Origin of the sequence: Pseudomonas alvandae, assembly GCF_019141525.1 — a bacterium.
GTDB lineage: Bacteria > Pseudomonadota > Gammaproteobacteria > Pseudomonadales > Pseudomonadaceae > Aquipseudomonas > Aquipseudomonas alvandae.
On record NZ_CP077080.1, the window covers coordinates 19,351 to 40,187 of the forward strand.

At 61.0% G+C, this 20,837-nt stretch carries 20 protein-coding genes and 2 pseudogenes; 13 read left to right on the top strand and 9 right to left on the bottom strand.

The features are described 5' to 3' along the window. Positions 1-29 precede the first annotated feature (29 nt). Both KSS97_RS00090 and KSS97_RS00095 read right to left on the bottom strand, forming a co-directional pair. Positions 30-1,172: pseudogene (locus tag KSS97_RS00090) on the bottom strand (MFS transporter). Between the two features lie 162 nt (positions 1,173-1,334). Continuing rightward, entirely contained in the window at positions 1,335-2,828 is a 1,494-nt protein-coding gene (locus tag KSS97_RS00095) for an aldehyde dehydrogenase (protein WP_217860627.1), read from the bottom strand. 232 nt (positions 2,829-3,060) lie between these two features. On the opposite strand from KSS97_RS00095, the gene KSS97_RS00100 reads away from it, so the two are divergent. Continuing rightward, a complete protein-coding gene (locus tag KSS97_RS00100; RefSeq protein WP_217860628.1) occupies positions 3,061-3,423 on the top strand; it encodes a cupin domain-containing protein in 363 nt (120 codons plus the stop codon). 92 nt (positions 3,424-3,515) lie between these two features. Here the strand turns inward: KSS97_RS00100 and rpmG are convergent, their stop codons facing one another. Both rpmG and rpmB read right to left on the bottom strand, forming a co-directional pair. Then, positions 3,516-3,671, bottom strand: a complete 156-nt coding sequence (rpmG, locus tag KSS97_RS00105) for a 50S ribosomal protein L33 (RefSeq protein ID WP_003177274.1) — start codon at positions 3,669-3,671, stop codon at positions 3,516-3,518. A gap of 11 nt (positions 3,672-3,682) precedes the next feature. Continuing rightward, positions 3,683-3,916, bottom strand: a complete 234-nt coding sequence (gene rpmB, locus KSS97_RS00110; RefSeq protein ID WP_003177273.1) for a 50S ribosomal protein L28 — start codon at positions 3,914-3,916, stop codon at positions 3,683-3,685. A 436-nt stretch (positions 3,917-4,352) separates the two neighbouring features. Between rpmB and KSS97_RS00115 the strand changes: the two genes are divergently transcribed. Continuing rightward, positions 4,353-5,939 carry an ABC transporter substrate-binding protein gene (locus KSS97_RS00115; protein WP_198796214.1) on the top strand — a complete coding sequence of 529 codons (1,587 nt, stop codon included), beginning with the start codon at positions 4,353-4,355 and terminating at the stop codon, positions 5,937-5,939. 135 nt (positions 5,940-6,074) lie between these two features. Here the strand turns inward: KSS97_RS00115 and radC are convergent, their stop codons facing one another. Continuing rightward, complete coding sequence (gene radC / locus KSS97_RS00120; protein ID WP_198796213.1) at positions 6,075-6,749, bottom strand: RadC family protein; 675 nt, start codon at positions 6,747-6,749, stop codon at positions 6,075-6,077. A 145-nt stretch (positions 6,750-6,894) separates the two neighbouring features. On the opposite strand from radC, the gene coaBC reads away from it, so the two are divergent. The 4 genes and pseudogenes from coaBC (at position 6,895) to argB (ending at position 11,151) form a co-directional block, all read left to right on the top strand. Beyond that, positions 6,895-8,103 (top strand): bifunctional phosphopantothenoylcysteine decarboxylase/phosphopantothenate--cysteine ligase CoaBC, encoded by a 1,209-nt coding sequence (gene coaBC, locus KSS97_RS00125; RefSeq protein WP_217860629.1) that lies wholly within the window; start codon positions 6,895-6,897, stop codon positions 8,101-8,103. A gap of 5 nt (positions 8,104-8,108) precedes the next feature. Beyond that, the gene (dut, locus tag KSS97_RS00130) at positions 8,109-8,564 is read left to right on the top strand and encodes a dUTP diphosphatase (RefSeq protein ID WP_030138214.1); all 456 of its coding nucleotides are present in this window, start codon (positions 8,109-8,111) and stop codon (positions 8,562-8,564) included. Positions 8,565-8,814: 250 nt separating this feature from the next. Next, positions 8,815-10,218: pseudogene (locus KSS97_RS00135) on the top strand (phosphomannomutase/phosphoglucomutase); the annotation flags it as partial. Positions 10,219-10,245: 27 nt separating this feature from the next. After that, positions 10,246-11,151 carry an acetylglutamate kinase gene (gene argB, locus KSS97_RS00140; protein WP_030138216.1) on the top strand — a complete coding sequence of 302 codons (906 nt, stop codon included), beginning with the start codon at positions 10,246-10,248 and terminating at the stop codon, positions 11,149-11,151. 226 nt (positions 11,152-11,377) lie between these two features. Here the strand turns inward: argB and pyrE are convergent, their stop codons facing one another. Further along, positions 11,378-12,022 carry an orotate phosphoribosyltransferase gene (gene pyrE, locus KSS97_RS00145; protein ID WP_060740059.1) on the bottom strand — a complete coding sequence of 215 codons (645 nt, stop codon included), beginning with the start codon at positions 12,020-12,022 and terminating at the stop codon, positions 11,378-11,380. Between the two features lie 83 nt (positions 12,023-12,105). On the opposite strand from pyrE, the gene crc reads away from it, so the two are divergent. Next, positions 12,106-12,885, top strand: a complete 780-nt coding sequence (gene crc, locus KSS97_RS00150; RefSeq protein WP_013694557.1) for a catabolite repression control protein Crc — start codon at positions 12,106-12,108, stop codon at positions 12,883-12,885. 176 nt (positions 12,886-13,061) lie between these two features. On the opposite strand, the gene KSS97_RS00155 is transcribed toward crc, so the two are convergent. Both KSS97_RS00155 and rph read right to left on the bottom strand, forming a co-directional pair. Next, on the bottom strand, positions 13,062-13,430 hold the full coding sequence (locus KSS97_RS00155) for a DUF4870 domain-containing protein (RefSeq protein WP_198796211.1): 369 nt from the start codon (positions 13,428-13,430) through the stop codon (positions 13,062-13,064). Between the two features lie 30 nt (positions 13,431-13,460). After that, complete coding sequence (gene rph, locus KSS97_RS00160; RefSeq protein WP_003177262.1) at positions 13,461-14,183, bottom strand: ribonuclease PH; 723 nt, start codon at positions 14,181-14,183, stop codon at positions 13,461-13,463. 262 nt (positions 14,184-14,445) lie between these two features. On the opposite strand from rph, the gene KSS97_RS00165 reads away from it, so the two are divergent. The 6 genes from KSS97_RS00165 (at position 14,446) to KSS97_RS00190 (ending at position 19,753) form a co-directional block, all read left to right on the top strand. Continuing rightward, complete coding sequence (locus KSS97_RS00165; protein WP_198796210.1) at positions 14,446-15,309, top strand: YicC/YloC family endoribonuclease; 864 nt, start codon at positions 14,446-14,448, stop codon at positions 15,307-15,309. A gap of 12 nt (positions 15,310-15,321) precedes the next feature. Then, positions 15,322-15,942 carry a guanylate kinase gene (gene gmk / locus KSS97_RS00170; protein ID WP_030142175.1) on the top strand — a complete coding sequence of 207 codons (621 nt, stop codon included), beginning with the start codon at positions 15,322-15,324 and terminating at the stop codon, positions 15,940-15,942. Between the two features lie 167 nt (positions 15,943-16,109). After that, the gene (gene rpoZ, locus KSS97_RS00175) at positions 16,110-16,373 is read left to right on the top strand and encodes a DNA-directed RNA polymerase subunit omega (protein ID WP_003177259.1); all 264 of its coding nucleotides are present in this window, start codon (positions 16,110-16,112) and stop codon (positions 16,371-16,373) included. A 60-nt stretch (positions 16,374-16,433) separates the two neighbouring features. Next, the gene (gene spoT, locus KSS97_RS00180) at positions 16,434-18,539 is read left to right on the top strand and encodes a bifunctional GTP diphosphokinase/guanosine-3',5'-bis pyrophosphate 3'-pyrophosphohydrolase (RefSeq protein WP_030142176.1); all 2,106 of its coding nucleotides are present in this window, start codon (positions 16,434-16,436) and stop codon (positions 18,537-18,539) included. Between the two features lie 36 nt (positions 18,540-18,575). Beyond that, the gene (locus KSS97_RS00185) at positions 18,576-18,956 is read left to right on the top strand and encodes a RidA family protein (protein ID WP_030142177.1); all 381 of its coding nucleotides are present in this window, start codon (positions 18,576-18,578) and stop codon (positions 18,954-18,956) included. A gap of 56 nt (positions 18,957-19,012) precedes the next feature. After that, positions 19,013-19,753, top strand: a complete 741-nt coding sequence (locus KSS97_RS00190) for a hypothetical protein (protein WP_030142178.1) — start codon at positions 19,013-19,015, stop codon at positions 19,751-19,753. Between the two features lie 135 nt (positions 19,754-19,888). Here KSS97_RS00190 and KSS97_RS00195 read toward each other — a convergent pair whose 3' ends face one another. Next, the gene (locus tag KSS97_RS00195) at positions 19,889-20,746 is read right to left on the bottom strand and encodes an SDR family oxidoreductase (RefSeq protein WP_030142179.1); all 858 of its coding nucleotides are present in this window, start codon (positions 20,744-20,746) and stop codon (positions 19,889-19,891) included. Positions 20,747-20,837: the final 91 nt, after the last annotated feature.

Here is a 20,837-nt window from a genome sequence, read left to right on the forward strand (position 1 = left end):
GCTCCCTCGCCACAGGTCGCTTCTATCTTTCAGGCAGTCTGCGTCGCCCCGAACGCGCCTTGGCGCAGCAATAGAATCACCAATCCGAACGCCCCTGCCGCCATGAACAATGGCAACGCATGCCCGCTGACCCACTGGCTTCCCGCGCCTGCGATCAGCGGACCAACCAGGCATCCAATCCCCCACAGTTGGGCGATATGGGCATTGGCCCGTACCAACGCATCGTCACGATAACGCTCGCCGATCAGAATCAACGACAACGTGAACAGCCCGCCCGCGCTGGCACCAAACAGCACCCACAACGGCCAGATGAGAAGCGTGTCGATCAACAGCGGCACCGCCAGGCTCGAGAACATCAAGGCGACCGCGCACCCGGTAAACAGCGAACGGCGTGACAGGCGATCAGCCAAGGCGCCAATGGGCAGCTGCAGCAAGGCATCGCCGACCACCACGGTGCTGACCATCGCCAACGCAACATCCGCACTGAAACCCTGGCGCAAGCAATAGACCGGCAGCAACGTCAGGATCATCGCTTCGAAGGCGGCAAACAAGGACACGGCCTAGCCGATCGCCGGCAGGCCTCGACAAAAGCCCCACAAATCCTTGAGCGTGACACTGTTGGCTTCGCTGCTGGGCGCGCCACTGCGACCGAGCAACAACAAGGGCGCGCCCAGCAATAGGCCGACGCCCACCCAGAAGCCGTAGTCGTGATCGGTGCCCAGCGCCCCCAGCAGCAACGGACCGGACAACTGGCTCAAGGCATAACTGCTGCCATACAGCGCAACCAACCGCCCGCGCCATCGCTCGATGACCAACTGATTGATCCAACTCTCGCCCAGAATGAATACAAGGGTCAGGACCACACCAATCACCAGCCGCAGCACCAACCAGACCGGATAGCTTGGCATCAGGGCCAACAACCCGATGGACAGCGCTCCGGCCCACAGGCACAAGCGCATCAGCGCCGCCGTACCGAAGCGCGCCGCCAGCCGGCTCGACACCTTGGCCCCTACCAGCACGCCAACCGCCGGCATGGCCGCCATCACACCGATGGCGAACGAGCCATAACCCCAGCCTTCCAGGCGCAGCGACACCAGGGGCATGGTTACGCCCAGGGCTAGGCCGACACTCAGGACAGAAGCCAACACGGCGAAATAAGTCGCCCAACGCATTTCCACGCTCCTGTGGATTCAGATTTCAAGCCTTGCACACAGCAATGTGGGAGCGGGCTTGCTCGCGAAGGGGGAGTACCAGTCAACATAACCGTTGAATGTTAAACCGCCTTCGCGAGCAAGCCCGCTCCCACAAAGGATCAGCGCTGCATGAAGCCCCGGTCAGAGCTTGATCCAGGTCGCCTTCAGCTCGGTGTACTTGTCGAACGCATGCAGCGACTTGTCGCGACCGTTACCCGACTGCTTGAAGCCACCGAACGGCGCGGTCATGTCGCCACCGTCATATTGATTGACCCACACGCTGCCGGCGCGCAGTGCCTTGGCGGTCAGGTGAGCCTTGGAGATGTCCTTGGTCCATACCGCCGCCGCCAGGCCATAAGGCGTGTCGTTGGCGATTTGGATGGCTTCTTCGGCGGTGTCGAAGGCAATGACCGACAACACTGGGCCGAAAATCTCTTCCTGGGCGATTTTCATCGCGTTGCTCACGCCGTCGAAAATCGTCGGCTCGACATAGGTACCGCCGGTTTCCTCGAGGATCCGCTTACCGCCCGCCACCAGCTTGGCGCCATCGCTGTGACCGGCCTCGATGTAGGACAGCACGGTATTCATCTGCTGGGTATCGACCAGGGCTCCGACATTGGTGGCCGGGTCCAGCGGATTGCCGGGTTTCCAGCCCTTGAGCGCCTCGACCACCAGCGGCAGGAACGTATCCTTGATGGAGCGCTCCACCAACAGCCGCGAACCGGCGGTGCAGACTTCGCCCTGGTTGAAGGCAATGGCGCTGGCGGCGGATTCGGCGGCGGCTTGCAGATCCGGCGCATCGGCGAAGACGATGTTCGGGCTCTTGCCGCCGGCCTCCAGCCAGACGCGCTTCATGTTGGATTCGCCGGAATAGATCATCAATTGCTTGGCGATCTTGGTGGAGCCGGTGAACACCAGCGTATCGACATCCATGTGCAAGGCCAGGGCCTTGCCAACGGTGTGACCGTACCCCGGGAGGACGTTCAGCACGCCTTTCGGGATACCGGCCTCGATGGCCAGGGCAGCGATGCGAATCGCAGTCAGCGGGGATTTCTCGGAGGGCTTGAGCACCACCGAGTTGCCGGTGGACAGCGCCGGGCCGAGCTTCCAGCAAGCCATCATCAACGGGAAATTCCACGGCACGATCGCGCCAACGACACCGACCGGTTCGCGGGTCACCAGGCCCAACTGATCGTGGGGCGTAGCGGCCACTTCGTCGTAGATCTTGTCGATGGCTTCGCCGCTCCAGCTCAGCGCCTGGGCCGCGCCAGGAACGTCGATGTTCAGGGAGTCGCTGATTGGCTTGCCCATGTCCAGGGTTTCCAGCAGGGCCAGCTCTTCGGCGTTCTGCTTGAGCAGGCCGGCGAAACGAATCATGGTGGCCTTGCGCTTGCTCGGTGCCAGGCGCGACCAGACGCCGGAACTGAAAGTCGCACGAGCGTTTTCGACGGCGCGCTGGGCATCAGCCACGTCGCAACTGGCTATCTTGCCCAGCAGGCGGCCATCGACCGGGCTCAAACAATCAAAGGTTTCGCCGGACACCGCATCGGTGTATTCACCGTTGATGAAGGCGCGGCCTTCTATCTTCAGGTCGCGGGCGCGCTGTTCCCAGTCGGCACGAGTCAGGGTGGTCATGCGAGTGTCCTCCTCTTATTGGTAGGAACGCCGCGTCCCGCGCAGCGTTCAAGAATTCCTGCCGCGCCAGCCTGTTTACGGCGTTGTTTTCGGCACGGGGCACCCGCCACCCTAAACCAGCCGCTGGTAATGTTTCAATATATTTGACACAACCCAGGCAAACGGCCTTGCGATGTTCATTTTAATAAACATAGACTCGAGGCCTTCCAAGCCATCACCGGAGATCATGCGCATGAGCATTCAGGACATCGTCGATTTCGGCCAGGCCAATACCCCCGCCGATCGTTATCGCCCGGACCCGGCCAAGGTACTCAAGGGCGATCCCGAACAAGCGGTGTTCAACCACTACAGCAGCCCCTGCGGGCAAATGAATGCCGGGGTCTGGGAAGGCGCCGTCGGCCAGTGGACGGTCAACTATACCGAGCATGAGTACTGCGAGATCGTCCAAGGTGTCTCCGTACTGCGGGACAACGATGGCAACGCCAAGACGCTTCGGGCGGGCGACCGTTTTGTGATCCCGGCCGGGTTCAAGGGCACCTGGGAAGTGCTGGAACCGTGCCGCAAGATTTATGTGGTGTTCGAACAGAAGGCTTGAGGACTCTGTGTTGCCTGGGCCGGTCTTATCGGACAACAAAAAAGGCCCGTATCTCGCGATACGGGCCTTTTTCGTAAAGAGGGAAAAATCAATTACTTGATTTTGCCTTCCTTGTAGATCACGTGCTTGCGAACAACCGGATCATATTTCTTGATCTCGATTTTGTCCGGGGTAGTACGCTTGTTCTTGTCGGTAGTGTAGAAGTGACCAGTACCGGCGCTCGAGATCAAACGAATCAATTCACGCATGATTAGCTCCCTTAAACCTTGCCATCGCGACGAAGTTCGGCCAGCACGACACTGATGCCACGCTTGTCGATGATGCGCATGCCCTTGGCAGATACGCGCAGACGTACGAAACGTTTCTCTTCTTCAACCCAGAAGCGGTGATGCTGCAGGTTCGGCAGGAAACGACGACGGGTTTTGTTGTTTGCGTGGGAAATGTTATTCCCAGTCACCGGACCCTTACCGGTAACTTGACAGACTCTAGACATGCCTCAGCCCTCTAAAACCACATGCCCAACCCGGCATGGGTTGGCCGCTTAATCTCTCAGTCATTTGGCGCCAGGCGCCGCGTTTCTTTAAGGGTCTTACCGGCTACACCTACAGTGAAGGAACCGGGCCCCTAGAAAAGAGCGCTGCTTTATACCAGAAAGACCCAGGCACAACAACAGCCGTTGTGATTTGTCTTCCTGGGGAATCTTCGAGCAAGCGCCCCGGACGGCGGGGGCAGAGGCTGGCGCAGCCCTTTACCGCTCGTCGCTGCACGCAGGTAATTTTTCACTGGCACCCGATGGGAACCTGAGTACAGCGCCGCAGAGTGCCGGAAAATGCAAAAAGGGGATAGTCATTTACCGGCGAGCCCACTAGGGTAGGCCTTTTCCAGACTGCACTCGCAGATGGGCCTCCGACCTGCACAGGAAATCAATCATGCGCCTCGCTGCCCTACCCTTGTTGCTCGCCCCTCTGCTGATCAGCCCGCTGGCCCAGGCCGCCGCCCTGAGCGTGTGTACCGAGGCCAGCCCGGAGGGGTTCGATGTCGTTCAATACAACTCGCTGACCACCACCAATGCTTCCGCCGACGTGCTGATGAACCGCCTGGTGGATTTCGACACGGCCAGCGGCAAAGTGGTGCCGAGCCTGGCCAGCAGTTGGGACGTCTCGCCCGACGGCCTGACCTATGTCTTCAAGCTGCGGCCACAGGTCAAGTTCCATCACACCGACTATTTCACACCGCGCCGCGACCTGACGGCCGAAGACGTCAAGTTCAGCTTCGATCGGATGCTCGATCCGGCCAACCCTTGGCATAAAGTTGCGCAAAGCGGCTTCCCCCACGCGCAGTCCATGCAACTGCCTGCGCTGATCACCAAAATCGACGCACTCGACCCGCTGACGGTGCGATTCACGCTGGACCACGCCGACTCAACCTTCCTGGCCACGCTGAGCATGGGTTTCGCGTCGATCTATTCAGCCGAATATGCCGACCAGTTGATGAACGCCGGCAAGCCGGAACAGCTCAACAGCCAACCCATCGGCACTGGCCCGTTCATTTTCAACCGCTTTCAGAAAGACGCCTCGATTCGCTACAAGGCCAACAACGAATATTTTGGCGGCAAGCCTCAGGTAGACCCCCTTATTTTCGCCATCACCCCGGACGCCAACGTCCGATTGCAGAAATTGCGGCGCAATGAATGCCAGATCGCACTGTCGCCCAAGCCACTGGACGTACAGGCCGCCAAGCAAGAGCCCACGTTGAAAGTGGAACAGACTGACGCCTTCATGACCGCCTTCCTGGCGATCAACAGCCAGCATCCGCCATTGGACAAGCCTGAAGTCCGCCAGGCGATCAATCTCGCCTTTGACAAGCCCAGCTACCTCAAGACCGTTTTCGAGGGCACCGCCGAAGCGGCCAACGGCCCTTACCCACCGAACACCTGGAGCTACGCGAAAAACCTGCCCGGCTATGCCCATGATCCGGCCAAGGCTCGGGAGTTGTTGGCCAAGGCCGGTTTGAAGGAAGGCTTCAAGACCACTATCTGGACTCGCCCCTCCGGCAGCCTGCTCAACCCCAACCCGAGCCTGGGGGCACAGTTGCTGCAATCGGACCTGGCAGAGATCGGCATCCAGGCGGAAATCCGCGTGATCGAATGGGGCGAGCTGATCCGCCGCGCCAAGGCCGGCGAACATGACCTGTTGTTCATGGGCTGGGCCGGGGATAACGGCGATCCGGACAACTTCCTCACCCCGCAATTTTCCTGCGCCGCGGTGAAGTCCGGGACCAACTTCGCCCGTTATTGCAACCCGGACCTGGACAAGCTGATCAGCGCCGGCAAGACCACTGGCGAGCAAGGTGTACGCACCAAGCTCTACGAACAGGCCCAGGCGCAGATCCAGCAGCAGGCCCTTTGGCTGCCCTTGGCGCACCCCACCGCCTTCGCACTGACCCGCAAGGATGTGCAGGGGTATGCGGTGAGCCCGTTTGGGCGCCAGGATTATTCCAAGGTCAGTCTCAAGTAACCCCAGCCCACAGCAAACCCTGTGGGAGCGAGCTTGCTCGCGATGGCGGCGTATCAGACGACATTGATGTTGGCTGACCGACCGCTATCGCGAGCAAGCTCGCTCCCACAAGGGTTTCGTATCGTCAGATCGGGCTCACATCCACCCATACTCCGCCATGGACAATGGCTCCCCATCGCCAACGATGAAATGGTCCAATACCCGCACATCGATCAGCTCAAGCGCTTCCTGAAGCCGCTCGGTGAGCGCTCGATCGGCTTGGCTGGGCTCGGTGTTGCCGGAGGGGTGGTTGTGGCACAGGATCACGGCAGCGGCGTTGTGGGCCAATGCCCTCTTGACCACTTGCCGGGGATGGACACTGGCGCTATCGATCGAGCCGCGAAACAGCGCCTCGAAGGTCAGCACCTGGTGCTTGGAATTGAGAAACAGGCAACCAAACACCTCGTGGGGCTCGTGGCGCAGCATTGATTTCAGATAGTCACGGACCGCGAACGGGCTTTCCAGCGTGGTCTTCTCCCGTGCCCGTTCAGCCAGATGCCGACGACTCATTTCCTGAGCGGCCTGAAGCTGGGCAAACTTCGCCGGCCCGAGCCCCATATGGTTACTGAAGGTGATCTGATCCGCTTCAAGCAGCGCGCGCAGGCTGCCAAATTGGATCAAGAGTTGTCGCGCCAGGTCCACCGCGCTTCTGCCCGCCACACCCGTGCGTAAAAATATCGCCAGCAACTCGGCGTCCGAAAGGCTCCCCGCTCCCGACGCCAATAACCTTTCCCGCGGCCGCTCGGCCACGGGCCAATCCCGAATACTCATGGCATCTCCCTGATAGTGGGCGCCGCTGTTCCGTAGCGGACGCTGTGATATCTTAGCCCATCTTTTTTGCAGGCGATTTGCACCCAGGCAGGCTCATGCCGAGGGTTTCGCCCTGCACTGACCACTGAAATCGAAAGGCAGGCCTATGCAGCGGCTGTATCGGAAACGCATCGTTCTGGGCGTCGGCGGCGGCATTGCTGCCTACAAGAGCGCCGAGCTGGTTCGCAGGCTTATCGACCAGGGCGCGGAAGTGCGGGTCGTCATGACCCGTGGCGGCAGCGAGTTCATCACGCCGCTGACCATGCAGGCCCTGTCCGGCCACCCGGTCCACCTGGATCTGCTCGACCCGGCGGCCGAAGCCGCCATGGGTCATATCGAACTGGCCAAGTGGGCCGACCTGGTGCTGATCGCCCCGGCGACGGCCGATCTGATCGCTCGCCTCGCCCAAGGCATTGCCAATGACCTGTTGACCACCCTGGTGCTCGCCACCGACGCAGTGGTCGCCGTGGCACCGGCCATGAACCAGGCGATGTGGCGCGACCCAGCCACCCAGGCCAACCTGCAACTGCTTGAAAGCCGCGACCTGAAAGTCTTCGGCCCGGCTTCCGGCAGCCAGGCCTGCGGCGATGTCGGCATGGGCCGCATGCTCGAGGCCACCGACCTGGCCCAGTGCGCCGCCGACTGCTTCAAACGCGAGGCCCTGACGGGCAAGCACGTGCTGATCACCGCCGGGCCGACCCAGGAAAACATCGACCCGGTGCGCTATATCACCAACCACAGCTCCGGAAAGATGGGCTTCGCCCTGGCCGAAGCCGCCGTGGAGGCCGGCGCCCGGGTGACGCTGATCACCGGCCCCGTGCACCTGCCAACGCCGGACCGCGTGACCCGTATCGACGTGGTCAGCGCCCGAGACATGCTTGCAGCCTGCGAAGCCGCCATTCCGTGCGACCTGTTCATCGCCTCGGCGGCAGTGGCGGACTACCGCCCTGAAGTCGTCGCCCCGCAAAAATTGAAGAAAGACCCTACGAGCGGCGACGGCCTGCTCCTGCAAATGGTGCGCAACCCTGACATCCTGGCCACCATCGCCACCCGCCCCGACCGTCCATTCAGCGTGGGCTTCGCCGCCGAAACCGAACACCTGCTCGATTACGCCGCGCGTAAGCTCAAGGACAAGAATCTGGACCTGATCGTCGCCAATGACGTCGCCAACCCGAGCATCGGCTTCAACAGCGAAGAAAACGCCTGCAGCGTGATCGACCGCCAGTTGCACGCCACGCTTTTCGCCCAGACCAGCAAGGGCAAGATCGCCCGCCAACTGATCACTTTCATCGCCGAACGGCTGAACCAGGTTTAATTTCAATGCACGCTCTACAAGCCAAGATCCTCGACCCACGCATTGGCAACGAATTCCCGCTGCCGCAATACGCCACACCTGGCTCCGCCGGCCTCGACCTGCGGGCCATGCTCAAGCAGGACACGGTGCTGGAACCAGGCCAGACCTTGCTGATTCCGACCGGCCTGTCGGTCTACATCGGTGACCCGGGCCTTGCCGCGCTGATCCTGCCACGCTCGGGCCTGGGCCATAAGCACGGCATCGTGCTGGGCAACCTGGTGGGCCTGATCGACTCCGATTACCAGGGCGAATTGATGGTGTCGTGCTGGAACCGCGGCCAGACCGCTTTCAACATCGCCGTGGGCGAGCGCATTGCCCAACTGGTGCTGGTGCCGGTGGTCCAGGCCCACTTCGAGCTGGTCCAGGAATTCGACGAAAGCCAGCGTGGCGCAGGTGGTTTCGGGCATTCCGGGAGCCATTGAGCCACATATCCAGCCGGGTGCCCTGCCCGGCTGCTTTATTAAGCTTCTGTTTCAGGACGAAAAATGCGCGACGGCTGGCGACGAGGTTTCCCATCCGGAATCAACGTTTTAGACGGTTCAGACCGGGGTAACGCTGTCTCATGGCACTTTCCCACCGCGAACTCTCTGCCAAAAACGTCGTCATACCCTTCAGCTTGAGCCTGCCGACACCCAATGTCGGCCTGTCCAGTCACCTTCCTGATAGAGCGCCCCGCCCATGAACACCCCAGCCGCAATCGCCCCGATCTTTCCTGACAGCATCTTCCGCGCCTACGACATCCGTGGCGTCGTGCCGGAAACCCTGACGGCTGAAACCGCCTACTGGATTGGCCGTGCCATCGGCTCCCAGAGCCTGGCCCAGGGCGAACCGAACGTGAACGTCGGCCGCGATGGTCGCTTGTCCGGCCCGGAGCTGGTCGAGCAACTGATCAAGGGCATTGCCGACAGTGGCTGCCACGTCAGCGATGTCGGCCTGGTGCCAACACCGGCGCTGTACTACGCCGCCAACGTGCTGGCCGGCAAATCCGGCGTGATGCTCACCGGCAGCCACAACCCGTCGAACTACAACGGCTTCAAGATCGTCGTCGCCGGCGACACCCTCGCCAACGAGCAGATCCAGGCACTGCACACCCGCCTCAAGACCAATGACTTGAGCAGCGGCCAAGGCAGCGTGACCAAGGTCGACATTCTGCCGCGCTACAACGACGAGATCGTCAAGGACGTGAAACTCGCCCGCCGCCTGAAAGTGGTGGTCGATTGCGGCAACGGCGCGGCTGGCGTGATCGCCCCGCAACTGATCGAAGCCCTGAACTGCGAAGTGATCCCGCTGTTCTGCGACGTTGACGGCAACTTCCCGAACCACCACCCGGACCCGGGCAAGCTGGAAAACCTGCAGGACCTGATCGCCAAGGTCAAGGAAACCAAGGCAGACCTGGGCCTGGCCTTCGACGGCGATGGCGACCGCGTGGGCGTGGTGACCGAGACCGGCAGCGTCGTGTTCCCGGACCGCCTGTTGATGCTGTTCGCCAAAGACGTGGTGGCACGCAACCCCGACGCCGAAATCATCTTCGACGTGAAATGCACCCGTCGCCTGGTACCCCTGATCAAGGAATACGGCGGTCGTCCGCTCATGTGGAAAACCGGTCATTCCTTGATCAAGAAGAAAATGAAACAAAGCGGTGCCCTGCTGGCCGGCGAAATGAGCGGCCACATCTTCTTCAAGGAACGCTGGTTCGGTTTTGATGACGGTATCTACAGCGCCGCGCGTCTGCTGGAGATCCTCAGCAAGGAGAAATCCACCGCGGAAGAGCTGTTCGCGACCTTCCCGAACGATATTTCTACGCCAGAAATCAATATCCATGTGACCGAAGAGAGCAAATTCAGCATCATTGATGCACTGCACGACGCCCAGTGGGGCGAAGGCGCCGAACTGACCACCATCGATGGCGTTCGGGTCGACTATCCACACGGCTGGGGCCTGGTTCGCGCGTCCAACACCACACCGGTGCTGGTACTGCGCTTCGAGGCCGACAACGAAGCCGAACTGCAGCGCATCAAGGACGTGTTCCACGCCCAACTCAAACGTGTTGCACCTGATCTCCAACTACCGTTTTGATTTTTTGAAGCACTACCGGAGCCCTGAATGACCCTCGAACGCGAAGCCGCCGCCAACACCGCCAAGGTCCTGTCCGAAGCGTTGCCTTATATCCGACGCTACGTCGGCAAGACCCTGGTGATCAAATACGGCGGCAACGCGATGGAAAGCGAGGAGCTCAAGACCGGCTTCGCCCGCGATATCGTGCTGATGAAGGCCGTGGGCATCAACCCGGTGGTGGTGCACGGTGGTGGCCCGCAGATCGGTGACCTGCTCAAGCGCCTGTCGATCGAGAGCCACTTCATCGATGGCATGCGCGTTACCGATGCGCAGACCATGGACGTGGTGGAAATGGTCCTCGGCGGCCAGGTCAACAAGGACATCGTCAACCTGATCAACCGCCACGGCGGCAGCGCCATCGGCCTGACCGGCAAGGACGCTGAGCTGATTCGGGCGAAGAAGCTCACCGTTACCCGCCAGACCCCGGAGATGACCCAGCCGGAAATCATCGACATTGGCCAGGTGGGCGAAGTGGTCGGCATCAACACCGACCTGCTGAACCTGCTGGTCAAGGGCGACTTCATCCCGGTCATCGCGCCAATCGGCGTGGGCGCCAACGGTGAGTCGTACAACATCAACGCCGACCTGGTGGCCGGTAAGGTTGCCGAGGCACTGAAGGCCGAGAAGCTGATGCTGTTGACCAACATTGCCGGCCTGATGGACAAGACCGGCAAGGTCCTGACCGGACTGTCGACCCAACAAGTCGATGACTTGATCGCCGATGGCACGATCTACGGCGGCATGCTGCCGAAGATTCGTTGCGCGCTGGAAGCGGTACAAGGCGGCGTTGGCAGCTCGCTGATCATCGATGGTCGTGTGCCGAATGCGATCCTGCTCGAGATCTTCACCGATACGGGTGTGGGCACGCTGATCAGCAATCGCAAGCGTCCGTAAGCAATACCCAGATAAAAAGACCCCGCTCAACCTGGTTGAGCGGGGTCTTTTTTTACACCACTTTTTCAGACGATGCTTTTGTGGCGAGGGAGCTTGCTCCCGCTCGGCCGGGCTGGCGCTCCAGTGCGCAGCGACCGTAAAAATATTGGGGCCGCTGCGCCCGAAGCGTCGGACCGACCCAGCGGGAGCAAGCTCCCTCGCCACAGGATCAAAATCAGCGGTTTTCTTAGACGCCGAACTGCGCTCGATAAGCCTCAACCGCAGGCAGATGCTGCTTGAGCTGCGGATCGTCGGCCAAGAACTCCAGCACCTGGTTCAGCGAGACAATGCTGATCACCGGGATGCCGAAGTCGCGCTCCACTTCCTGGATCGCCGACAGCTCACCGTTGCCGCGCTCCTGGCGGTTCAGGGCGATCAGCACGCCGGCGGCCTTGGCGCCTTCTTGCGAGGCGATGATCTGCATCACTTCGCGGATGGCGGTGCCGGCGGTGATGACGTCATCGATGATCAGCACGTCGCCGGTCAGCGGCGCGCCGACCAGGCTGCCGCCCTCGCCGTGGGCCTTGGCTTCCTTGCGGTTGAAGCACCAAGGCAGGTCGCGGCCATGGTGTTCGGCCAGGGCGACGGCGGTGGTGGCGGCCAGGGGGATGCCTTTGTAGGCGGGGCCGAACAAGACGTCGAACGGAATGCCGCTCTCGACGATGGCCGCGGCATAGAACCGGCCCAACTGCGCCAGCGCGGTTCCGCTGTTGAACAGGCCCGCATTGAAGAAGTACGGGCTGGTGCGCCCGGACTTGAGGGTGAACTCACCGAAGCGCAAAACGCCGCGATCGATGGCAAAGCGAATGAAATCGCGCTGATACGCCTGCATGAAAAAAAGCCTCAAATACCGCGGATTTAGCTAAATAGGTACACGGCGTGTATCATACACGCACGTGATTTTTGGGGCCATTTATGCGGATCATCAGTGTGAACGTCAATGGTATTCAGGCTGCAGTCGAGCGTGGTTTGCTCAGTTGGCTGCAAGCACAGAATGCCGACGTCATCTGCCTGCAGGACACCCGCGCCTCCGCCTTTGAACTGGACGATGCAGCCTTCCAACTGGATGGTTACTTCCTTTATGCCTGCGATGCCGAAGTCCCCGCCCAGGGTGGCGTGGCTCTGTACTCGCGGCTGCAACCGAAGGCTGTCATCAACGGTCTCGGTTTCGAGACGGCGGACCGCTACGGGCGCTACCTGCAAGCCGATTTCGACAAGGTCAGCATCGCGACCTTACTGCTCCCATCGGGGCAGAACGGCGATGAAGATTTGAATCAGAAATTCAAGTTGATGGACGACTTCGCCCGCTACCTTGATAAACAGCGGCGCAAACGTCGCGAGTACATCTACTGTGGCTCGCTGTACGTGGCGCAACAGAAGCTGGATATCAAGAACTGGCGCGACAGCCAGCAATCTCCTGGTTTCCTGGCGCCGGAACGGGCCTGGATGGACGAGATCATTGGCAACATGGGTTATGTCGACGCCCTGCGTGAAGTCAGCCGCGAAGGCGACCAGTACAGCTGGTGGCCGGACAACGAGCAGGCCGAGATGCTCAACCTCGGCTGGCGTTTCGACTACCAGTTGCTGACGCCTGGGCTGCGCCGCTTCGTACGCAGCGCCCGCCTGCCGCGCCAGCCACGATTCTCGCAGCATGCGCCGCTGATCGTGGACTACGACTGGACGTTGACGATCTAAGTGTCATCCGCAGCTACAAAAAAACCGACAGCAATGTCGGTTTTTTGTGGGCGTTGAAGACCCATTGTGGGGGCGAGCTTGCTCGCGATGGCGGTGGATCATTCAACACCGATGCTGAATGAAAAATCGCTATCGCGAGCAAGCTCGCTCCCACAGGGACAGGCGTTTACTGATCGTTATTTAACCAACCGCCAGGTAAACGGATACCGATACGGCTGCCCTTCATTGGCCTTCACGCCAGCGATGATGGTCAGCACCAACGCACCGATTGCCACCAGGCCAAACAGGAAGAAACCGATCACCACGATCATCAGCAGCAAGCTGATAGCCGCGGCGATCGCCACAGTGATTTGGAAGTTCAGCGCTTCCTTGCCCTGGGCATCGATGAACGGGTCGGATTCACGCTTGATCTGCCAGATGATCAGCGGGCCGATCAGCGAACCGAACGGAATGAAAATCCCCACCAGCGCAGACAGGTGACAAAACATCGCCCATTGCCGCACTTCTCTGCTCGGCTGGGGCAACAGGACTTGCTCATCACTCATGACATTCTCCTTGTCTGAAGCGCACAACGATCAGTCGGCCAATGCGGCCTTTTGCAGTTCGAAGATTTCGTTCATGCCTTTCTTCGCCAGCTCCAGCATAGCGTTCAATTCTTCCGGCTGGAACGGCGCGCCTTCGGCAGTGCCCTGGACTTCGATGAAGCCACCGGCGCTGGTCATCACCACGTTCAGGTCGGTCTCGGCGGCGGAGTCTTCCAGGTAGTCCAGGTCCAGCACCGGCTCGCCCTGGTACATGCCCACCGACACGGCGGCGATCATTTGCTTGAGCGGGTCGCCGCCCTTCAGGCCGCCGCGCTTCTTGATCACTTTCAAGGCATCGACCAGCGCAACCATCGCACCGGTGATGGACGCGGTGCGAGTGCCGCCGTCAGCCTGGATCACATCGCAGTCGACATACAACGTGACGTCGCCCAGCTTGGACATGTCCAGCGCGGCGCGCAGCGAACGACCGATCAGGCGCTGGATTTCCAGGGTCCGGCCGCCCTGCTTGCCACGACTGGCCTCACGCTGGTTCCGCTCGCCGGTTGCGCGCGGCAGCATGCCGTATTCGGCGGTCAGCCAACCTTGGCCCTGCCCCTTGAGGAAGCGAGGCACGCCGTTTTCGACGCTGACGGTGCAGATGACTTTGGTATCACCGAATTCGACCAGTACAGATCCCTCGGCGTGTTTGGTGTAGTTGCGGGTAATGCGGATCGAGCGAAGCTGATCGGCAGCGCGACCACTTGGACGTTTCATAGGGAACACCTGTACAGAGGACGGAAAACTGCTGGGCATTATAGAGCCGTGGACAGCCATAGGGCATATCTAAAAAGCCGACGCGACGGGTGAACACGCTGGAGGCCCCGGCCGACGGGCTGCAGCGCTTTGTAACCGGAGCTGTTTGGGCACTGCGTCCCACTGCGCTACAATCCTGCGCCTTTGCTGCCCTGCGGCATTTATCCACAAGTCCCAGGCGCCACGACCACCGTTGTGGGTGCCTGCATTGCGAGGAACCTCCATGGTGCACAGCATGACCGCCTTCGCCCGCGTCGAGAAGGCCGGCGCCCAAGGCACGCTGAGCTGGGAACTGCGCTCGGTCAATAGCCGCTACCTGGAGCCGCACCTGCGCTTGCCCGAGTCCTTCCGCGACCTCGAAGGCGGCGTGCGCGAAGCGCTGCGCCAGGGCCTGTCCCGGGGCAAGCTGGAATGCACCCTGCGCTTTACCGAAGAAAGCAGCGGCAAGACGCTGCAGATCGACCGCGAGCGCGCGGCGCAACTGGTTGCCGCCGCAGAAACCGTCGCCAGCCTGATCAAGAATCCCGCCGCCCTGAATCCACTCGAGGTCCTGGCCTGGCCCGGCGTACTGGTAGGCGACGCGAGCGATCCCCAGGCGCTGAACGCCGAGGCGCTGGCGCTGTTCAATCAAGGCCTGAAGGAACTCAAGGCCGGTCGCGAGCGCGAAGGCGCGGAGCTGGCCCGGCTGATCAACGAGCGCCTGACCTCCATTGAAGAAGACGTCGTCACCCTGCGCGAGCTGGTCCCGCAGATGCTCGCCACCCAGCGCCAGAAAGTCCTCGACCGCTTCGCCGACATGAAGGCCGAGCTGGACCCGCAGCGCCTGGAACAGGAAATGGTCATGCTCGCGCAAAAAAGCGACGTGGCTGAAGAACTGGATCGACTGAGCACCCACATCATCGAAGTTCGCCGGGTGCTCAAGTCCGGTGGTGCGGCCGGTCGTCGCCTCGACTTCCTGATGCAGGAGCTCAACCGCGAGGCCAATACACTGGGCTCCAAAGCCTTCGACCCGCGCAGCACCCAAGCGGCGGTCAACCTCAAGGTGTTGATCGAACAAATGCGCGAACAAGTGCAGAACATTGAGTAAGGCTAACCCGACATGACCCACAGCACCGGCACTCTCTACATCATTTCCGCGCCTTCGGGCGCCGGCAAGACCAGCCTGGTCAAGGCCCTGATCGACGCAGAGCCGCAGATCCGCGTTTCGGTCTCCCACACCACCCGCGCCATGCGCCCGGGTGAAGTCAACGGGGTGAACTATCACTTCGTCGATCGTGAGGAGTTCGTGAAGATGGCCGAGCACGGCGACTTCCTCGAACGCGCCGAAGTCTTCGGCAACCTCTACGGCACTTCGCAAAGCTATTTGCAGCAGACCCTCGACGAGGGCCACGACCTGATCCTGGAAATCGACTGGCAGGGCGCCGAGCAAGTTCGCAAGCTGATGCCCCACGCCCGTTCGATCTTCATCCTGCCGCCAAGCCAGCAAGCCTTGCGCCAGCGCCTGACCAACCGCGGCCAGGACAGCGATGAAATCATCGAAGGCCGGATGCGCGAAGCGGTCAGCGAAATGAGCCATTACGTCGACTACGATTACCTGATCATCAACGACGATTTCGCCCATGCACTGGATGACTTGAAGGCGATTTTCCGCGCCAGCCAGCTCCAGCAAAAACGCCAACAGCAACGTTTCGGTAAATTATTGGCCGAACTGCTGGGCTGAACAGCCCTTCCCAAAACCGCTGCGACGGCTTTACATTGGTACTCGCAGCGCGCCGAGGGGTTTGATCAAAAAATCAGCGCTTCCCTAAACGCTGGTGTTTTTTTAAACTGTCGAGTCCGCTCGCCCAACCGGGCAGCGCGCATATTGCATTCGCTCCGAGGAATACCATGGCCCGCGTAACCGTTGAAGACTGCCTAGAACACGTGGAAAACCGCTTTGAGCTGGTCATGCTCTCTACCAAGCGTGCCCGTCAACTGGCCACCGGCGGCAAAGAGCCATTGGTCCAGTGGGAAAACGACAAGCCTACCGTGGTAGCGCTGCGTGAAATCGCCGAAGGCCTGATGAGCTACGAGTTCATCGCCAACGCTGAAATCGTTGAAGACGAACCGCTGTTCGCGGCGTTCGAGGACGAGTCCAACGAGGCGGTCTAAGCCTATGCCTGGTCGACGTAGCACGGCGCGGGGTCACAGCAGACGGCAGGAGTCATCATCATGCCGAGCATAGACGCCCTCGCCGATCGCTTATCGGCCTACCTCGGCACGGACCAGGTCAACCTGGTCCGCCGAGCCTATTTCTACGCCGAACAAGCCCACGACGGCCAGCGCCGCCGCAGCGGCGAGGCGTACGTCACGCACCCGCTCGCGGTGGCGAATATTCTTGCCGACATGCACATGGACCATCAGAGCCTGATGGCGGCCATGCTGCACGACGTGATCGAAGACACCGGCATTGCCAAGGAAGCGCTGCAAGCGCAGTTTGGCGAAACCGTGGCCGAACTGGTCGACGGGGTCAGCAAGCTGACCCAGATGAACTTCGAGACCAAGGCCGAGGCCCAGGCCGAGAACTTCCAGAAGATGGCCATGGCCATGGCCCGCGATATCCGCGTGATCCTGGTCAAGCTCGCCGACCGGTTGCACAACATGCGCACCCTGGAAGTGCTTTCCGGCGAAAAGCGCCGGCGCATCGCCAAGGAAACCCTGGAAATCTATGCGCCCATTGCCAATCGCCTGGGCATGCATGCGATCCGCATCGAGTTCGAGGACCTGGGCTTCAAGGCGATGCACCCGATGCGTTCGGCGCGGATCAACCAAGCCGTCAAGCGCGCCCGGGGCAACCGCAAGGAAATCGTCAACAAGATCGAAGAGTCCCTGAGCCACTGCCTGGCAATCGACGGCATCGAAGGCGAAGTCAGCGGACGGCAGAAACACCTCTACGGCATCTACAAGAAAATGCGCGGCAAGCGTCGGGCCTTCAACGAGATCATGGACGTCTATGCGTTCCGGATCATCGTCGACAAGGTCGACACCTGCTACCGCGTGCTGGGTGCCGTACATAATTTGTACAAGCCGTTGCCGGGGCGCTTCAAGGATTACATCGCGATTCCCAAGGCCAACGGCTACCAATCGCTGCACACCACGCTGTTCGGCATGCACGGCGTACCGATCGAAATTCAGATCCGCACCCGCGAAATGGAAGAGATGGCCAACAATGGCATCGCGGCCCATTGGCTGTACAAATCCAGCGGCGACGAGCAACCCAAGAGCACTCACGCCCGCGCGCGGCAGTGGGTCAAGGGTGTGCTGGAAATGCAGCAGCGCGCCGGTAACTCCCTGGAATTCATTGAAAGCGTAAAGATCGACCTGTTTCCAGACGAGGTCTACGTCTTCACGCCCAAAGGCCGGATCATGGAGCTGCCCAAGGGCTCCACGGCGGTGGACTTTGCCTACGCCGTGCACACCGATGTGGGCAATAGCTGCATCGCCTGCCGCATCAACCGCCGCCTGGCACCGTTGTCCGAACCGCTGCAAAGCGGCTCCACGGTGGAAATCGTCAGCGCCCCCGGCGCGCGCCCCAACCCGGCGTGGCTCAACTTCGTGGTCACCGGCAAGGCCCGCACGCACATCCGCCACGCGTTGAAGCTGCAACGTCGCTCCGAGTCCATCAGCCTCGGCGAACGCCTGCTGAACAAGGTCCTGAACGGTTTCGACAGCTCGCTGGACAAGATCCCGGCCGAGCGCGTGCAGGTCATGCTCCACGAATACCGCCTCGAATTGATCGAAGACCTGCTCGAGGACATCGGCCTGGGCAATCGCATGGCCTATGTCGTCGCCCGCCGCCTGCTTGGCGAAGGCGAACAGCTGCCAAGCCCTGAGGGCCCGCTGGCGATTCGTGGCACCGAAGGCCTGGTGCTCAGCTATGCCAAGTGCTGCACACCGATCCCGGGCGACCCGATTGTCGGCCACCTGTCCGCCGGCAAGGGGATGGTGGTGCACCTGGACAACTGCCGCAATATCAGCGAAATCCGCCACAACCCGGAGAAATGCATCCAGCTTTCATGGGCCAAGGACGTGACCGGCGAATTCAACGTCGAACTGCGCGTCGAGCTGGAGCACCAGCGCGGCCTGATTGCCCTGCTGGCCAGTAGCGTCAACGCCGCCGACGGCAACATCGAGAAAATCAGCATGGACGAACGCGATGGCCGCATCAGCGTCGTCCAACTGGTGGTCAGCGTGCACGACCGCGTGCACCTGGCCCGTGTGATCAAGAAACTGCGCGCCCTGACAGGGGTTATCCGCATCACGCGGATGCGTGCATAGCTCCGCAAACAGCGCCCTCATTACAAGGAGTCATGAATGACCAAGACCGTTATCTCCAGCGACAAGGCCCCGGCCGCCATCGGTACTTATTCCCAGGCGATCAAGGCGGGTAACACCGTGTACATGTCCGGCCAGATCCCACTGGACCCGAAAACCATGGAGCTGGTCGAGGGCTTCGAAGCCCAGACCGTGCAGGTCTTCGAGAATCTGAAAGCCGTGGCCGAGGCCGCTGGCGGTTCGTTCAAGGACATCGTCAAGCTCAACATCTTCCTCACCGACCTGAGCCACTTCGCCAAGGTCAACGAGATCATGGGCAAGTATTTCGACCAGCCTTACCCGGCCCGCGCAGCCATTGGCGTGGCTGCCTTGCCAAAGGGCGCCCAAGTCGAGATGGACGCCATCCTGGTCATCGAGTAAAAAACCCGGCGCAGCGTTTCCCCGCTGCGCCGTTTTCGTTTTGAAAGGATTCCTCCATGCGCAAAGCGCTTGCCTTCTCGCTGCTTGCCCTCCTTCTGAGCGGCTGCGCCAGCGACCCTGCCGACCGAGACATCAGCGGCACCTGGATCAACCAGGCCGCCATCGACGCTGCCGCCAAGGGCGGCCCGCTTCGCGAAGCACTGCAGGCCTATGGCCCTAACCTGGAATGGGACGTCAACACCCGAGCCGGCCAGGCGCGCTACACCAACGGTTTTGAAAATGTCGAAGGCAAGCTGCTCGGCGAACAGGACGGCGCGTGGAAGGTCGACTTCTACGGCAGCTCCGCCAGCGAACTCAAGCGCGACGGCGACCAGTTGAGCCAGGCCGCCACCGAAAACGAGCCGCAGCAGCTATTCGACCGCGCCCAGGTGCAGATACCTGAAGGCGCACCGATTGGCGCCAGCTTCGAGCGAGCGTTGTACACCGCCTACCTGGGTGGCAACTGGAACATCGTCGAGGGACCAGGCCAGGGCGCCACGGTGCAATTCCAACCCGACGGCCAGGTCAGCGGCCTGCCGGGTGCCGATCGCTACGCCTTGTGCCTGGCCGGCGACTGCGCCTCAATGAGCGGTGGCAACGACAACATCTGGCTGCAGCAGAACGGCCAGGGCAACACCTGGATCTTCGCCCGCGATGGCAAGAAACTGGAAATCTTCCAGACCGTGAATGCGGCGCTGGCGGATGAAATGCCGTCGTTCACGCCGGGTGCCCGCAAGTGGGTGCTTGAAAAACAATAGTAGCCCCGACGGGGTTCCCCTGTGGGAGCGAGCTTGCTCGCGGTGAGGCCATAACGCCCAACATCGAGTTGACTGTTATACCGCTATCGCGAGCAAGCTCGCTCCCACAGTCGTTTTTTCGGCTGGCAGAAAAAATCAGCAGCGCCCTTCCAGAATCGCCGCATACCCCTCGCGATAACTCGGATAACGGGGTACCCAGCCCAACGCTTTCGCCCGCGCATTGCTGCAACGCTTGCTACCCGTGCGGCGCACGCTGGCGTCATCAGCCCACTCGGTCACGCCCAGATATTCGCGCAGCCAACCCACCACTTCGGCCAACGGCGCGGGTGCATCGTCGACACCGATGTAGAAATCCTCCAGCTGTACGCCCTGCCGATCCTTTTCCAACAGAAACGCCAGCAATCCAGCAGCATCGTCCGCATGAATCCGGTTGCCATAGAGCGGCGGCTCCGTCGCCACGCGATAACCCCGACGCACTTGCGTCAGCAGCCATTCGCGGCCCGGGCCATAAATGCCCGTCAGGCGAAGGATACTTGCGCGAATACCGCTATTGAGTGCTACCTGCTCGGCTTCAAGCATCAAGCGTCCGGAATAGCCGGCAGCGACAGTCTCGGAGGTCTCATCGACCCATGCACCGTCCTGCTGGCCATACACACTGCTGCTGGATACAAAAATCAGTCGATCGGGCACCTGCCCGTAGTCACCCAACCAACTCAGCACGTTCTGCAGTCCCTGGACGTATGCCTTCCGATAGCCATTCTCATCGTGGTCGGTGGCGGCGGCGCAATAAACCACATAATCGATAGCGCCTACCGGCCAAGTCATGGGGCAGTCCTCATTGAACAGGTCGCCGGCAACGCCAGTCACACCGTCCGGCAACCGCGAGACATCACGGCGCAGGCCATAAACATGCCAGCCAGCCGCCAGCAGTTTCGTGGCCAGACGACCGCCGACATCACCACAACCGGCAATCAAAACAGAAGGCGCGGGCATCAGGATCTCCTTTTGGAAAAGCCGCAGACTAGCTGCCAGAGGGATGAGCGGCTAGCCATGCGACAAAAAAAGTAACTGTATTACTTTTGTT